Raw genomic sequence first — 13,416 nt, 5'->3', positions numbered from 1 at the left:
CTGAAGGGCTGTTGGTGTCCCGTCGCTCACATCTCGAACGACTCGTGATGGATACGGCGGGCGGGTACGCCCGCGCCGCGCAGTGCCTCGTAGACCGACTGGGCGAAGCCGGGCGGCCCGCACATGAAGACGTCGTGGTCGTCGATGTCCGGGATCTTGCGCTGGAGGGACTCCGCCGAGATGTCGGGGCGTTCGCCCTCCGGGCTGTTGACCGCGTACATCAGCCGGGCGCCGCGCTCATCGGCGATCTTGGCGAGCTCACCCCACAGCGCCAGGTCCTGGGTCGTGTTGGCGCGGTAGAGAAGGGTGATGTCGCCGGACGCGCCCGGCAGCGTCTCGAACAGCGCCCGCATCGGGGTGATGCCGACCCCGCCCGCGACCAGCAGCACCTTGCCGCGGCTGCGGCGCTGCGCGGTCATCGCGCCGTACGGCCCCTCGGCCCACACCTTGGTGCCGGGTTCGAGGTCACGCAGCCGGGAGGTGTGGTCGCCGATCGCCTTGACCGTGATCCGCAGCATGTCCGGGCGGGGCGCCGCCGACAGCGAGTAGGGGTGGGAGCTGAAGCGCATGCCCGGCGCCTTGAACCGCCAGCGGAAGAAGTGCCCCGCCTCCGCGCCCATCCGGTGCAGCTTGCGCCCGCTGATCAGCACGGACACGATCCCCGGGGTCTCCTCGATGACCGCCTCGACCCGCATGCGGTGCCGCAGGTTGAGCCGGATCGGGGTGAGGATCCGGTACCAGACGACCAGCGCGGTCACCACGCCGTACAGCCCGTACCAGAAGGTCTTCGCGGCGGGCTCGACGGCGAACTCGTTGCCGGTGGTGATCTGGTGCCAGAACGTCAGGTACACGGCCGCGTACGTGAGCAGGTGCACGTGATACCAGGTGTCGTAGCCGATCAGGCGGCGCACCCCGCCGATCGACAGGATCCCGATGAGGAACAGCAGGCCCGTGCCGATGGCGGCCTTGCCCATGTCCGGCAGCTGGTTGATGGAGTCGGTCGTCTGCTGGACGATGTCGCCGAGCCCCTTGCCCGCCTGGAGGGCGTAGCCCCACATGATGAGGAAGACGTGGGCGAGGACCAGGCAGAGGGTGTAGCGGCCGGTCATGGCGTGCCAGCGCGCGACCCGGTCGGTGCCCACCCGGCGCTCCAGCGCGGGCACCCGGGCCATCTGGAGCACCACCAGCGCCATGAGGTAGCCGGCGAGCAGGCCGGTGATCCGGCCCGCGGCCAGGATCTTGCTCGTGTTGTCCGCGAGGGACGGTGTGTTGTCCCACCACAGCCACAGCACGGCCGCGGCACCCGCCCACAGGGCGATCAGCAGCGGGACGGCCGGGGAGCGGCGCGGGCGGATGCGGCGCATCGTCTGGCGGCGGGCGGCACGTCCGCCTGCGAGCGTGGTGGTCACGGTTCCTCCGTGGGGACTTGACCCTTGGCCCACAGATACGTGCCGCGGCACGGGAGTGTTCAGCCGCGTACCGAGTCGGGCGCGAACAGGAGTGACCGCCGGTAACACTCAGGCGGCCGCCGGGCCGTCACAGGCGGGTGACGGCCGTGCTCCCGCTCCGCGTCCCCACGGCGATGTGCGGCCGCCGCGCGGGGTCGGCCCAGCGCAGGATCCGCCGCATCGCGTCCTCGGAGACGGAGACACAACCGGCCGTCGCCCCACGCCCGTTCACGTGGAGGAAGATGCCCGCGCCCCGCCCCCTGACGGGACGCTCGTAGTTGAAGCCGATGACCAGCGCGTGCGCGTACTGCGCGCGATACGTGATCAGGTGCTCGGACTCGGCGGCCCGGCAGTCGGCCGCGCGCGGCTCGGTCCAGCGGTTGTAGGAACGGGAGTCGTTGTCCTGGCACCACCAGGAGTCCTGGCGCACGCGGCGGTAGGGGTAGGCCGTTCCGGGCGGCGCCGCCTCGATGCCGAAGGCGTACGGCAGGCCGTAGAGGCCGGTGGGCGTGGTGTTCGTGCCCTGCCTGCGCGAGGTGCCGGCGGCGAGGCCCTTCGCCCCGAACCGGGCGGGCGCGGAGCCCCTCTTGACCCAGCGCCCGCCCTCCCGGTTCCACCAGGTCACCGTGCCCGTCGTCGAGGCCCGCTCCGGGGCCACCGCGGTGATCAGCTGGGTGCCGCCGCCGGTGTGCGCCATCCGGGCCGGCAGTGGCGGCGGGGGCGGCGGGGAGCCGAGCACGACCAGGGCGGAGAGGGCGAGGGCGACGGCACCGGGGCGCATGCCTCAGACGGTAGAGGGGGGCAGCGGCAGCGGCAGCCCGGGTAGGCCGTCCAGGCTGGTGGCGATGTGCTCCTTCTTGGTGAAGTAGGCGCTCAGCGACGCGTCGTCCTCGCGGGCGAAACGCTTGCCGTGCAGATCCCGGTCCTCCTCGTACGCCATGAACGGCACCCCGTAGCCGCAGGTGTCGCGGACGAGTTCGGCGGTGACCACGATGATCGCCCGCAGACCGTGCGGCGTCGGGTCGATGCCGGGGAAGCGCGCGAGCAGTTCCCCGAAGCGGGGGTCGTCACGGAAGACCGGCTCACCCCTGCCGTGCACGCGGACGATGTTCGGCGGCCCTTGGAAGGCGCACCACATCAGGGTGATGCGCCCGTTCTCCCGCAGATGGGCGATGGTCTCGGCGTTGGAACCGGCGAAGTCGAGGTAGGCCACCGTGAGCTCGTCGAGCACCACGAAGGAGCCCGTCAGGCCCTTCGGGGAGAGGTTGACCGTGCCGTCGGCGGCGAGAGGTGCGGTGGCGGTGAAGAAGACCGGCTGCGCCTCGATGAAGGTGCGGAGCCGGCCGTCTATGCGCTCGTAGGTCTTTCCCATGTCGAACGATTATTGCCGTAAGTCTTTCGACTGTCTAAGGAATTGCGGGGCCCGGTCACCTCTGCCGGACCCCGCCGGCAGGCGTCTGCGTGGCCGCCCCGGCCGGCGCTCACACGGGGCGGCCACAGCGCCTGTCACCTCACTTGGTGAGCGTGCAGGCGGCCAGGGAGTCCAGCCCGGCCGGCTTCTCGGCCGTGCGGCCGATGGCCGTGGCGATGCGGTTGACGGTGGAGATCCGCTTGTCCTCCAGCGGGCCGAGGATGGCGTTCTGGACGAAGTTGGGCCCGCCCTGGCCGACCGTGTCGACCAGACGCTTGTTGGCCTCGGCGACCTGCGTGTCCAGCAGCGTCAGGTTCCGGTCGACCTCGGCCTGCGCCGAGGCGGGGATCGCCGGCAGCTGGGAGGCGACGTCCGGGCAGCTGATCGTGCCGACACCGGCGTTGCCCGCCTCGCCCGCACCGGCGCCGCCCTCCTGGGCACCCCCACCGGCCTCCGCGCCGGCGCCCGCCTCGGCACCCGCGCCGCCCTCTTCGGCGCCCGCACCGGCTCCGGCGTCACCGCCCGCCTCCGCGCCGGCGCCGGCCTCCGCACCGGAGCCCGCCTCGCCACCCGCCGCCTCGCCCGCTCCGGCATCGCCACCGGCGTTGAGCTGGCAGGCCGCGAAGGCCTCCAGGCCCTCGGGCTTCTCGGCGGCCCGCCCGATGGCCGTCTCGATGCGGTTGAGGGCGGCGACGCGCTTGTCCTCCAGCGGGCCGAGGATGGCGTTCTGGACGAAGTTGGGCCCGCCCTGGCCGACGGTGTCGACGAGTCGCTTGTTGGCCTCGGCGATCTGCTTGTTCAGCTCGGCCAGGTTGCGGTCGACCTCCGCCTTCGCCGAGGCGGGGACCGCGGGCAGTTGGCCGGTGACGTCCGGGCAGCTGATGGTGCCGGGACCGGCCAGCGTCCGGGCGTTCGCGGCGCCGCTGTCGGGCGTCTCCCCCGCGAGGGCGAAGCCGGCGATCACCGTGCCGGACAGTGCCACCGCGGCGGCGCCGCCGATGAACGTGACGCGACGCTTGTTGTACTTCGGAAGAGCCCTGGACATGCGGATGCCTCACTAGGGGTCGGGGGTGTCGTCGGTGTCGTAACGCGGCGCCTGCGTTCGGCGAGAGGTACGGGTAAGCGGTTTCCCGTGTTCAAGGAATCTTCAAATTCCTCTCGCGTGACCGGAAACCGGCCGCCGGTCGCCTGACCGGAGACCGCCGGTCTGCCCGGATTGACGAATCATGCAGAGCTCTGCATACTCATGCATGTCGGTGATCTGCCCTGAGCAGTAGCGTGATGACCGTCTCCACGCCCCCGGGCGGGAAGGCGGTGGCACATCCACACCCATTGAGGAGCGCAGCAGGTGAGCAGCAACAGCGGTGATGTCCGGCTCTGGGGCGGCCGTTTCGCCGACGGCCCCGCCGAGGCCTTGGCGAAGCTGTCCGCGTCCGTCCACTTCGACTGGCGGCTCGCGCCGTACGACATCGCCGGTTCGCGTGCCCACGCGCGCGTGCTGCACAAGGCCGGCTTGCTCACGGCCGATGAGCTGACCCGCATGATCGCCGGGCTGGACCAGCTGGAGGCGGACGTCGCCGACGGCTCCTTCGTGGGCACGATCGCCGACGAGGACGTCCACACCGCCCTGGAGCGCGGCCTCCTGGAGCGTCTCGGCCCCGACCTCGGCGGCAAGCTGCGGGCCGGCCGCTCCCGCAACGACCAGGTCGCGACGCTCTTCCGCATGTACCTGCGCGACCACGCCCGGATCGTCGGCGGCCTGATCGCCGAGCTCCAGGACGCGCTGATCGGCCTCGCCGAAGCACACCCGGACGTGGCCATGCCCGGCCGTACGCACCTCCAGCACGCCCAGCCCGTCCTCTTCGCCCACCACGTCCTGGCCCACGTCCAGTCCCTCTCCCGGGACGCGGAACGGCTGCGCCAGTGGGACGCCCGTACGGCGGTCTCGCCCTACGGCTCGGGCGCCCTCGCGGGATCCTCCCTCGGGCTGGACCCGGAGGCGGTGGCGAAGGACCTCGGCTTTGAACACGGCTCGGCCGGCAACTCCATCGACGGCACGGCCTCCCGCGACTTCGTCGCCGAGTTCGCCTTCATCACGGCGATGATCGGGGTCAACCTCTCCCGCATCGCCGAGGAGGTCATCATCTGGAACACGAAGGAGTTCTCCTTCGTGACCCTGCACGACGCGTTCTCCACGGGCTCGTCGATCATGCCGCAGAAGAAGAACCCGGACATCGCCGAGCTGGCCCGCGGCAAGTCGGGCCGCCTCATCGGCAACCTGACGGGCCTGATGGCCACGCTCAAGGCCCTCCCGCTCGCGTACAACCGCGACCTCCAGGAGGACAAGGAGCCGGTCTTCGACTCCATCGACCAGCTGGAGGTCCTGCTCCCGGCCTTCACCGGCATGATGGCCACCCTCACCGTCCACCGCGAGCGCATGGAGGAACTGGCCCCGGCCGGCTTCTCCCTCGCCACGGACATCGCCGAGTGGCTGGTCAAGCAGGGCGTCCCGTTCCGTGTGGCCCACGAGGTCGCCGGCGAGTGCGTGAAGGTCGCCGAGGCCGAGGGCAAGGAACTGGACGGGCTGACGGACGAGCAGTTCGCCAAGATCTCCGCCCATCTGACCCCCGAGGTCCGCACGGTCCTCAACGTCCCCGGCGCCCTGGCCTCGCGCAACGGCAGGGGCGGCACGGCCCCGAGCGCGGTCGCCGTCCAGCTGGCAGAGGTGAAGGCCGACGTGGCGGCCCAGCACGAGTGGGCGGTGGCCAAGCAGCAGGGCTGAGGTCAGCGCCCTCGGGGGCGGCGCGGGGCTGTATCGATGTGCGGCTCCGCCGCGTGGGCGCGAACAGGCGCATCCGACCCGCACGCGCCGAGACACCGCAACGGTCGAGCTCAAAGGCGAAGGTCATCGCGGGTTACGTTGGTCGTCAGCCGTCGACCGAACGGAGCCAGCGATGCCCTTCGCCCGTCTCGCGAACGCCACAACCCCCACCTGTCACATCGGCCTTGGTCTCGCCGCCGTGGGGCGCCCCGGCTATATCAACCTCGGCCGGGACGAAGACCTCGGAGAAGACCGCAGCGTGGAGACGCTGCGCACCCGCACCCACGAACTCCTCGACGCCGCCTACGCCCAGGGCGTCCGCTACTTCGACGCCGCCCGCTCCTACGGCCGCTCCGAGGAGTTCCTCGCCGACTGGCTCAAGGACAGGCCCGGCCTCGACGACATCGTCGTGGGCAGCAAGTGGGGCTACACCTACACCGCCGACTGGTCCACCGACGCCGAGAAGCACGAGGTCAAGGACCACACCCTCGCCACCTACGAACGGCAGCGCGCGGAGAGCGACGCCCTGCTCGGCGACCGGCTCGACCTCTACCAGATCCACTCGGTGACCCCGGACAGCCCGGCCCTGACCGACAAGGAACTGCACGCGAGGCTCGCGGAAGCCGCCGCACAGGGCCTCACCGTCGGCTTCTCCACCAGCGGCCCCGCCCAGGCGGACGCGATCCGCGCCGCCCTCGCCGTGACGGTCGACGGCGAATCCCTCTTCCGTACCGTGCAGTCCACGTACAACGCGCTGGAGACCTCCGCCGCCCCCGCCCTCGCCGAGGCGCACGACGCCGGGCTCACCGTGATCGTCAAGGAGGGCATGGCCAACGGCCGGCTCGCCGGGCCGCACGCCCCGGACGTCGTCAAGGAGATCGCCGAGGCGACGGGGCTGGGCTGCGACGCCGTCGCCCTGGCCGTGATCCTCCGGCAGCCCTGGGCCGGTGTCGTCCTCTCGGGCGCCGCCACCACCAACCAGCTCGCCTCGAACCTGCACGCGGCCGTGATCGACCTCGACGACGACCAGCTGAGCCGCCTCGCCACGCTGGTGGAGGAGCCTCCCGCGTACTGGGAGCGGCGCGGGCAGCTGCCCTGGCACTGATCACCCCGTCCCGCGCGCCAGCACGACAGTCGTGAGTCACGCATACCCCTGATGAGACATTAGTGTCTCATATGGACTATGCTTGTCTCATGGCTGTCGATCCCGAACATGTGCTGCGCGCCGCCGCGGCCCTGCTGACCCGTAAATCCACCGCGACCATGGACGAGGTGGCCAAGGCCGCCGGAATCAGCCGGGCCACGCTGCACCGCCACTTCGCCGGACGGGACGCCCTCGTCCGCGCGCTGGAGTCGCTGGGCATCGCGGAGTGCGAGGCCGCGCTGGACGCCGCCCGGCTCGACGAGGGCACGGCGAGCGAGGCCGTGCGCCGACTGGTCGCAGCCATCGAGCCTGCCGCCGGGCTGCTCGCGTTCCTCTACTCCGAGAACCAGCTCTTCGAGGGCGAGGAGCTGAACGCGGGCTGGACCCTGATAGACGACCGGATCTCCGCCCTGTTCCGGCGCGGCCAGCTCGGCGGCGAGTTCCGCATCGACCTCACGCCCGCCTGGCTCACCGAGGCGCTGTACGGCCTGCTGGCCTCCGGCGCCTGGATGGTGCACAGCGGCAAGGGCGCCCCCAAGGACTTCCAGCACATGATCGTCGAGCTGCTGCTCGGCGGCGCACTCAGGAGAGAGGAATCATGACCAGCACCCTGCAGCCGACGATGACGACGGAGGCCGTGAAGCGCCCGGGCCGCTGGCTCGCGCTCGGCGTTCTCGTGCTCGCCGTGCTGCTGGTGGCCGTCGACGCGACCGTTCTCGGCCTCGCGACCCCCTACATCAGCGAGGACCTGAAGCCCTCCGGCACCCAGCTGCTGTGGATCGGCGACGTCTACTCGTTCGTCATCGCCGGTCTGCTCGTCTCCATGGGCAGCCTCGGCGACCGGATCGGCCGCAAGCGGATCCTGCTGATCGGTGCGACGGCGTTCGGCGCGGTATCCGTGTTCAACGCCTACGCCACGACACCCGAGATGATGATCGTCGCCCGGGCGCTGCTCGGCGTCGCCGGCGCGACCCTGATGCCGGCCACGCTCGCCCTGATCCGCAACCTCTTCCACGACCCGCGCGAGCGCAGTCTCGCCGTCGGCATCTGGGGCGCCACCGCCTCCGCCGGTACGGCCGTCGGTCCGATCGTCGGCGGGTTCCTGCTGGAGCACTTCTGGTGGGGCTCGGTTTTCCTGATCAACCTGCCCGTGATGGTCGTCCTGGTCCTCGTCGGGATCAAGCTGCTGCCCGAGTCGCGCACCGCGAACCCGGGCCCCTGGGACCTGGCCAGCGTCGTGCTGTCGCTGGTCGGCATGATCGGCGTCGTGTACGCGATCAAGGAGGTCGCCACCCACGGCTTCGCGTGGAGTGCCCTGGCCGCCGGTCTGCTGGGCGCGGCAGCCCTGTACGGGTTCGTCCGCCGCCAGCTCAGGCTGCCGACGCCGCTGCTCGACATGCGGCTGTTCCGCAACCGCGGTTTCAGCGGGGCGGTCCTGGCCGACCTGCTGACCATCCTCGGCTTGTCCGGGCTGGTGTTCTTCCTGTCCCAGTACCTGCAACTCGTCCAGGGCAGGCGCCCGTTCGAGGCCGGGCTGGCCGAACTCCCCGCGGCGATCGGCGCGGTGGTGGCCGGACTGATCGCGGGGCGCGTGGCCCGGCGCTTCTCGGTGCGGTCCGTCGTCTCCGGCGGCCTCGCGGCGATAGGCCTCGCTCTGGCCGCGCTCACGGTGCTCGACCAGTCCACGGGCTATCCGCTGCTCGGGGCCGCACTGCTGGTGGTCGGGGTGGGCGCCGGCTTCTCGTTCACCGTGACGGCGGACGTGATCCTCTCCAGCGTGCCCAAGGAGCAGGCGGGGTCGGCCTCCGCCGTGTCCGAGACGGCGTACGAACTCGGTGCCGCGCTCGGTATCGCCGCGCTCGGCTCGATCGTGACCGGCGTCTACCGCGACTTCACCGGCCCCGCGGGCACACCGGCCGCGGCCCACGAGTCACTGGGCGGTGCCGTCGAGGCGGCCGCCCGGATGCCCGCCGACAGCGCCGCGACCATGCTGGACGCGGCCCGCACATCCTTCGTCGACGGCCTCGCCCTCGCGTCGGGCGTGGGCGCGGCAGTCCTGTTGGCAGCGGCGGTGGCGGCGTGGTTCCTGCTGAGGGGCCAGAGGCTGGAGGGCGGCGCGACGAAACACTCGTAGGTGAGCGGCCTACGCCCTTGAGGTCACGCCTTCAGGGGCGCGGGGAACTGCGCGACAAGCCCCCACTCACCCGCAGCCGCCCGAGACAGGCACGCCCACACATGCACGGGGTTCCACACGGCCACGCCCTCGAGGGTCACGCCTTCAGGGGCGCGGGGAACTGCGCGACAAGCCCCCACTCACCCGCAACCGCCCATGCTCCCCGGCAACCCGATCCCACCGGCGCCCCGAAAAGCCCTACGCCGCTTCCTTCGCCTTGCTCGCATACATGTCCACATACTCCTGCCCGGACAACTGCATGACCTCGGTCATCACCGAGTCGGTCACGGCCCGCAGCACATACCGGTCCCGGTCCATCCCCTCGTACCGGGAGAACTCCATCGCCTCACCGAACCGCACGGTGACCTTCCCGGGCCGCGGCAACCCCGCCCCACCCGGCTGAAGCTTGTCCGTGCCGATCATCGCGAACGGCACCACAGGCGCACCCGTCATCAGGGTCAGCCGGGCGATCCCCGTCCGCCCCCGGTACAGGCGCCCGTCGGGCGACCGCGTCCCCTCCGGGTAGATGCCGAACATCCGGCCTTCCTCCAGCACCCGACGCCCGGTCATCAGCGCGGCGACACCACCCCGGCCGCCGTCGCGGTCCACGGGGATCATGCCGACGCCGGTGAAGAACCACGCCATCAGCCGGCCCTTGAGGCCCTTGCCGGTCACGTACTCGTCCTTGCCGATGAAGACGACCTGGCGGTCGCAGACCAACGGCAGGATCATCGAGTCGATGAACGTCAGGTGGTTGCCGGCCAGGATGACCGGGCCATCGCCGGGAATGTGCTCCGCACCTTCCACCTGTGGGCGGAACATCAGGCGCATGATCGGGCCGAGCACTGCCTTGATGAACGCGAAGCGGGACAACGGGCCCTCCGGTGTCAAGGGATTCTGTATGAGTCTGTGCAGGTGAGGACGATACTCGTGGCCCCGGGCATCGTGCACATCGGGCACGGCGACTTCACCGAGGCCTTACGCACTGTTGACGCGTGTTTACCTGCGGTGGCGCCCCGCCGGCGGTCCGTAACGCGGCCGACATGATGTGACGCACATCGCCCGGGGGTCCATCGGACGCGTTCCCAGAACGGCCGGACCGAATCGAACGGACGCGATGGACCGTCAACTCATCCTCCTCACCAGCCGCTACGACATCCGACATCACCCGCGTGTTCCGCCCGGGGTCTCCCACTCGTCATGTACGCGCCCCTACGATCGGCCCGCACTGACGAGCCGAACGGCCAGGGAGGGCGCTCATGGGAACGCAGGAGTCGAACGAAGAAACGAGCGGTACCGGACGGCGGGCCCTGCTCGGCGCGGCGGTGTTCGGTGCCGGCGGAGCGGTCCTCGGCATGGCCGGCACCGCGCGTGCCGACGCCGCCCGGCACGGCGGCGGAGTGCGGAACCTGCCCAAGCCGACGATCATCGGCCACCGTGGCGCCAGCGGCTACCGCCCGGAGCACACCTTCGGTTCGTACCAGCTGGCCCTCGACCTGGGCGCCGACATCGTCGAGGCGGGCGACCTGGTCCCGACGAAGGACGGTCACCTGGTCTGCCGCCACGAGCCGGAGATCGGCGGCACCACGGACGTCGCCGACCATCCCGAGTTCGCCGACCGCAAGAAGACCACACTGCTCGACGGCGTCTCCACCACCGGCTGGTTCACCGAGGACTTCACCCTCGCCGAGCTGAAGACGCTGCGGGCGGTCGAGCGCATCCCGGCCAACCGCCCGCACAACACCCTCTACAACGGCCGCTGGGAGATCCCCACGTTCGAAGAGGTCCTCAGGTGGCAGGACGAGCAGACCCGCAAGCGGGGCAAGCAGGTGTGGATCTACCCCGAGCTCAAGCACCCCACCTACTTCCGCCGGCTGGGCCTCCCGCTCGAGGAGCGTGTCGCCAAGCTGCTGCACAAGCACCGCAAGGACCGGCGCACCTCCCCGGTCATCCTCCAGTCCTTCGAGCCGACCAGCGTCCAGCGCCTGCACAAGCTCGTCGACAACCCGCTCGTCGTCCTGCTCTCCTCGGCGAACTCCCGGCCCTGGGACTTCGTCGAGACCGGCGACCCGCGCACGGTCGCCGACCTGGTCAAGCCGGCCGGCCTCAGGGAGATCGCCTCCTACGCGCAGGGCATCGGCCCGACCCTGGACCTGATCATCCCGCGTGACGCCCAGGGCAACCTGACCCGGCCGACGACCCTCGTCTCCGACGCGCACAAGGTGGGCCTGATCCTGCACCCGTACACCATGCGCAACGAGAACCCGTTCCTGCCCGCGAACTTCCGCAAGGGCGCGGACGCGGACGCCTACGGCGACGTCTTCGGCGCGTACAAGGCGTACTTCGCGACCGGCATCGATGGCGTCTTCACCGACCAGCCCGACACGGGTCTGCTCGCCCGCGAGGACTTCAACGGTTGAGCGGCGTCACGATCCGCGCACGTCAACATCCGGGCTCACGCCCCCCGGTCGAGTGAGCTTCGGCCGCCCGGGCAACCCGCCGCCCGGGCGGCCGCGTCGCTCCGCATATGACGCACGACATGGTCACCGCCCTGCGCCCGCTGCTCACCGCCGAGGCCTCCGCGGAGGCATATTCCACCGGAACCGAGCCGGGCGACCTGGAGCAGGCGGTCTGGCTCCGGCTCCTGGAACGTCTTGATGCCGAGGGCCCACCGGCCGACCCCCAGCAGTGGCTCCGCCGTGCCGTCCGCTCCGAGGTGCGCCGCACCCGCCGTACGAGCCGCCTCGAACGGCCGTACGTCGAAGAACCGGTCGACGACGGGGGGCGTGATCCCGAACAGCTCGCTCTCGCCGCGGCTCGTGGCCGGGCCCTGCGCGAGACCGTGCGCCGCCTCCCGGGCCGCTGTCCCCGGCTGATGGAGGCCCTGCTCTCGCCGGAGGACCCGACATACCGGGAAATCGCAGGGGAGTTGGGTATCTCACAGGGCAGTCTTGGCCCAGAACGTTCCAGATGCCTGGGATGTCTCCGGAGATTGCTCTCGCCGGAGGTTGCGGCCCGCTGAGGACGGGGATAGGAGTGGGGGACGACAGGTGATCAGATGAGCGGGAGGCGTGCGCACATGGGCATGAGCGTGACCATCTCTGCGGCGACCGAGCAGGACGCGGAGCAGATCTTCAGACTGCAGTACCTGTGCTTCCAGCCGGAGGCGGCTCTGTACGGGAACTACCGCATCGACCCGCTCGTCCAAACCCTCGACTCGGTCCGCGAAGAGGTCGCCCGCGACTGCGTCTTCGTGGCCCGGCTGGGCGAGGAGGTCGTCGGCTCGGTCCGCGGCGCGGCCACCGAGGACGGCGCCGCCGCGATCGGCAAGCTCTGCGTCCACCCCCGCCTCCAGGGCCACGGCATCGGCGCCCGACTCCTCCGGGCGGCCGAATCGGCCCTCGCCGGCCAGCACGGCGCCACCCGCTTCCGCCTGCACACCGGCCACCGCAGCGAGGGCAACCTCCGCCTCTACCGCAAGGTCGGCTATGAGACGGTGGGCACGTCCCAGGGCGCCGACGGCGTACCGATGATCGTCCTGGAGAAGCCGGCGAGCACCTACGCGGCGACGGCGTGACGACCGGCCCTCTTTAGGGGCGCGGGGAACTGCGCGACGAGCCACCGTCGGCCCGCGGCCGCCTGACCGACCTCAGGCGGCATCCTCCTTGGGCGCACCCTTCCGCAGCCAGTAAATGGCGGACACCGGCAAGATCACGGGAATGAAGAGATACCCCATCCCGAAGTCCGACCACACGGTCGCGTCCGGGAAGGCCGACGGCTCGACCAGGGTCCAGGTCCCCACCGTCAGCACCCCCACCAACTCGGCGACACAGCACGCCAGGGCGACCCTCCGTGCCGTCTCCCCACCCCGCACCAGCGTGTACGTGATGAACCCGTACACGACACCGGCGACCGCCGACAGCGAGTACGCGAGCGGTGCCCGGTCGAATTCCGTCGCGATCTGATACGCGGACCGCGACACCGCCCCCACGACCATCACGCCGTACAGCCACACCAGCAGCGTGCCCGGACCGCTGATCAGCCGACGCCGGCTCACCTCAGCCTCCCCAGATGTCATAGAGACGCACCTCCAGCACCGCCAGCACGACACCGCCGGCGGCGACCGTCACCGAACCCCAGCGGCTCCGCTCGGCCAGCGACATGAACCCGGCGGCCGGGACGCACGCGAACGCCCCCAGCAGATACGCCACGAAGATCGTCGTGCCCTGGTCCGGCTTCTCGCCCTGCGCGAGCAGCACGATCCCCACCACCAGCTGGATCAGCGACAGCAGCGTGACCACGGCCATCCCGATGAAGTGCCAGTCCTTCGTCGGCTGGTCGCGGTAGGCAGCCCAGCCGCACCAAGCGGCGAGCAGCAGCGCGGCGACGCCGGTCACCAGCGTCAGGGCATCAAGCATG

The 13,416-nt window shown here is 70.9% G+C and carries 14 protein-coding genes; 7 read left to right on the top strand and 7 right to left on the bottom strand.

The window, feature by feature from the left end; all coding sequences use genetic code 11:
- Positions 1–26: 26 nt before the first annotated feature.
- From IE153_RS10355 to IE153_RS10340, 4 genes are all read right to left on the bottom strand, one after another.
- Complete coding sequence (locus IE153_RS10355; RefSeq protein WP_189589445.1) at positions 27–1,409, bottom strand: ferredoxin reductase family protein; 1,383 nt, start codon at positions 1,407–1,409, stop codon at positions 27–29.
- A gap of 127 nt (positions 1,410–1,536) precedes the next feature.
- On the bottom strand, positions 1,537–2,229 hold the full coding sequence (locus tag IE153_RS10350; RefSeq protein ID WP_189589444.1) for a L,D-transpeptidase family protein: 693 nt from the start codon (positions 2,227–2,229) through the stop codon (positions 1,537–1,539).
- A gap of 3 nt (positions 2,230–2,232) precedes the next feature.
- Complete coding sequence (locus IE153_RS10345; protein ID WP_189589443.1) at positions 2,233–2,820, bottom strand: pyridoxamine 5'-phosphate oxidase family protein; 588 nt, start codon at positions 2,818–2,820, stop codon at positions 2,233–2,235.
- Between the two features lie 139 nt (positions 2,821–2,959).
- The gene (locus tag IE153_RS10340; RefSeq protein ID WP_189589442.1) at positions 2,960–3,904 is read right to left on the bottom strand and encodes a hypothetical protein; all 945 of its coding nucleotides are present in this window, start codon (positions 3,902–3,904) and stop codon (positions 2,960–2,962) included.
- A 303-nt stretch (positions 3,905–4,207) separates the two neighbouring features.
- Between IE153_RS10340 and argH the strand changes: the two genes are divergently transcribed.
- The 4 genes from argH to IE153_RS10320 all read left to right on the top strand — a co-directional run bounded on the left by argH (position 4,208) and on the right by IE153_RS10320 (position 8,958).
- A complete protein-coding gene (argH, locus tag IE153_RS10335) occupies positions 4,208–5,641 on the top strand; it encodes an argininosuccinate lyase (RefSeq protein WP_189589441.1) in 1,434 nt (477 codons plus the stop codon).
- A 172-nt stretch (positions 5,642–5,813) separates the two neighbouring features.
- Entirely contained in the window at positions 5,814–6,785 is a 972-nt protein-coding gene (locus IE153_RS10330; protein ID WP_189589440.1) for an aldo/keto reductase, read from the top strand.
- Between the two features lie 89 nt (positions 6,786–6,874).
- Positions 6,875–7,426 carry a TetR/AcrR family transcriptional regulator gene (locus IE153_RS10325; RefSeq protein ID WP_189589439.1) on the top strand — a complete coding sequence of 184 codons (552 nt, stop codon included), beginning with the start codon at positions 6,875–6,877 and terminating at the stop codon, positions 7,424–7,426.
- Positions 7,423–8,958 carry an MFS transporter gene (locus IE153_RS10320; protein WP_189589438.1) on the top strand — a complete coding sequence of 512 codons (1,536 nt, stop codon included), beginning with the start codon at positions 7,423–7,425 and terminating at the stop codon, positions 8,956–8,958. Before IE153_RS10325 ends, IE153_RS10320 begins: the two co-directional genes overlap by 4 nt.
- A gap of 237 nt (positions 8,959–9,195) precedes the next feature.
- On the opposite strand, the gene IE153_RS10315 is transcribed toward IE153_RS10320, so the two are convergent.
- On the bottom strand, positions 9,196–9,870 hold the full coding sequence (locus IE153_RS10315) for a lysophospholipid acyltransferase family protein (RefSeq protein WP_189589437.1): 675 nt from the start codon (positions 9,868–9,870) through the stop codon (positions 9,196–9,198).
- 386 nt (positions 9,871–10,256) lie between these two features.
- Here IE153_RS10315 and IE153_RS10310 point away from each other — a divergent pair, with 386 nt between their 5' ends.
- The 3 genes from IE153_RS10310 (at position 10,257) to IE153_RS10300 (ending at position 12,574) form a co-directional block, all read left to right on the top strand.
- Complete coding sequence (locus IE153_RS10310) at positions 10,257–11,417, top strand: glycerophosphodiester phosphodiesterase (protein WP_189589436.1); 1,161 nt, start codon at positions 10,257–10,259, stop codon at positions 11,415–11,417.
- Positions 11,418–11,524: 107 nt separating this feature from the next.
- On the top strand, positions 11,525–12,019 hold the full coding sequence (locus tag IE153_RS10305) for an RNA polymerase sigma factor (RefSeq protein WP_189589435.1): 495 nt from the start codon (positions 11,525–11,527) through the stop codon (positions 12,017–12,019).
- 57 nt (positions 12,020–12,076) lie between these two features.
- Positions 12,077–12,574 carry a GNAT family N-acetyltransferase gene (locus IE153_RS10300; protein ID WP_189589620.1) on the top strand — a complete coding sequence of 166 codons (498 nt, stop codon included), beginning with the start codon at positions 12,077–12,079 and terminating at the stop codon, positions 12,572–12,574.
- A 72-nt stretch (positions 12,575–12,646) separates the two neighbouring features.
- Here IE153_RS10300 and IE153_RS10295 read toward each other — a convergent pair whose 3' ends face one another.
- Positions 12,647–13,075 carry a hypothetical protein gene (locus tag IE153_RS10295; protein ID WP_184913432.1) on the bottom strand — a complete coding sequence of 143 codons (429 nt, stop codon included), beginning with the start codon at positions 13,073–13,075 and terminating at the stop codon, positions 12,647–12,649.
- Complete coding sequence (locus IE153_RS10290) at positions 13,056–13,415, bottom strand: hypothetical protein (RefSeq protein WP_189589434.1); 360 nt, start codon at positions 13,413–13,415, stop codon at positions 13,056–13,058. Before IE153_RS10290 ends, IE153_RS10295 begins: the two co-directional genes overlap by 20 nt.
- Position 13,416 lies beyond the last annotated feature (1 nt).

This window comes from Streptomyces massasporeus (genome assembly GCF_014648995.1).
Lineage (GTDB): Bacteria > Actinomycetota > Actinomycetes > Streptomycetales > Streptomycetaceae > Streptomyces > Streptomyces massasporeus.
The sequence above is the reverse complement of the archived record's forward strand: the minus strand, read 5'-3'. Positions and strand labels throughout refer to the sequence as shown.

Coding starts and splice junctions, on each gene's coding strand:
- IE153_RS10345 (WP_189589443.1), bottom strand. CDS start 2,820: ATGGGAAAGACCTACGAGCGCATAGACGGCCGGCTCCGCACCTTCATC.
- IE153_RS10320 (WP_189589438.1), top strand. CDS start 7,423: ATGACCAGCACCCTGCAGCCGACGATGACGACGGAGGCCGTGAAGCGC.
- IE153_RS10290 (WP_189589434.1), bottom strand. CDS start 13,415: ATGCTTGATGCCCTGACGCTGGTGACCGGCGTCGCCGCGCTGCTGCTC.
- IE153_RS10295 (WP_184913432.1), bottom strand. CDS start 13,075: ATGACATCTGGGGAGGCTGAGGTGAGCCGGCGTCGGCTGATCAGCGGT.
- IE153_RS10305 (WP_189589435.1), top strand. CDS start 11,525: ATGACGCACGACATGGTCACCGCCCTGCGCCCGCTGCTCACCGCCGAG.
- IE153_RS10340 (WP_189589442.1), bottom strand. CDS start 3,904: ATGTCCAGGGCTCTTCCGAAGTACAACAAGCGTCGCGTCACGTTCATC.
- IE153_RS10330 (WP_189589440.1), top strand. CDS start 5,814: ATGCCCTTCGCCCGTCTCGCGAACGCCACAACCCCCACCTGTCACATC.
- IE153_RS10300 (WP_189589620.1), top strand. CDS start 12,077: ATGGGCATGAGCGTGACCATCTCTGCGGCGACCGAGCAGGACGCGGAG.
- IE153_RS10350 (WP_189589444.1), bottom strand. CDS start 2,229: ATGCGCCCCGGTGCCGTCGCCCTCGCCCTCTCCGCCCTGGTCGTGCTC.
- IE153_RS10325 (WP_189589439.1), top strand. CDS start 6,875: ATGGCTGTCGATCCCGAACATGTGCTGCGCGCCGCCGCGGCCCTGCTG.
- IE153_RS10310 (WP_189589436.1), top strand. CDS start 10,257: ATGGGAACGCAGGAGTCGAACGAAGAAACGAGCGGTACCGGACGGCGG.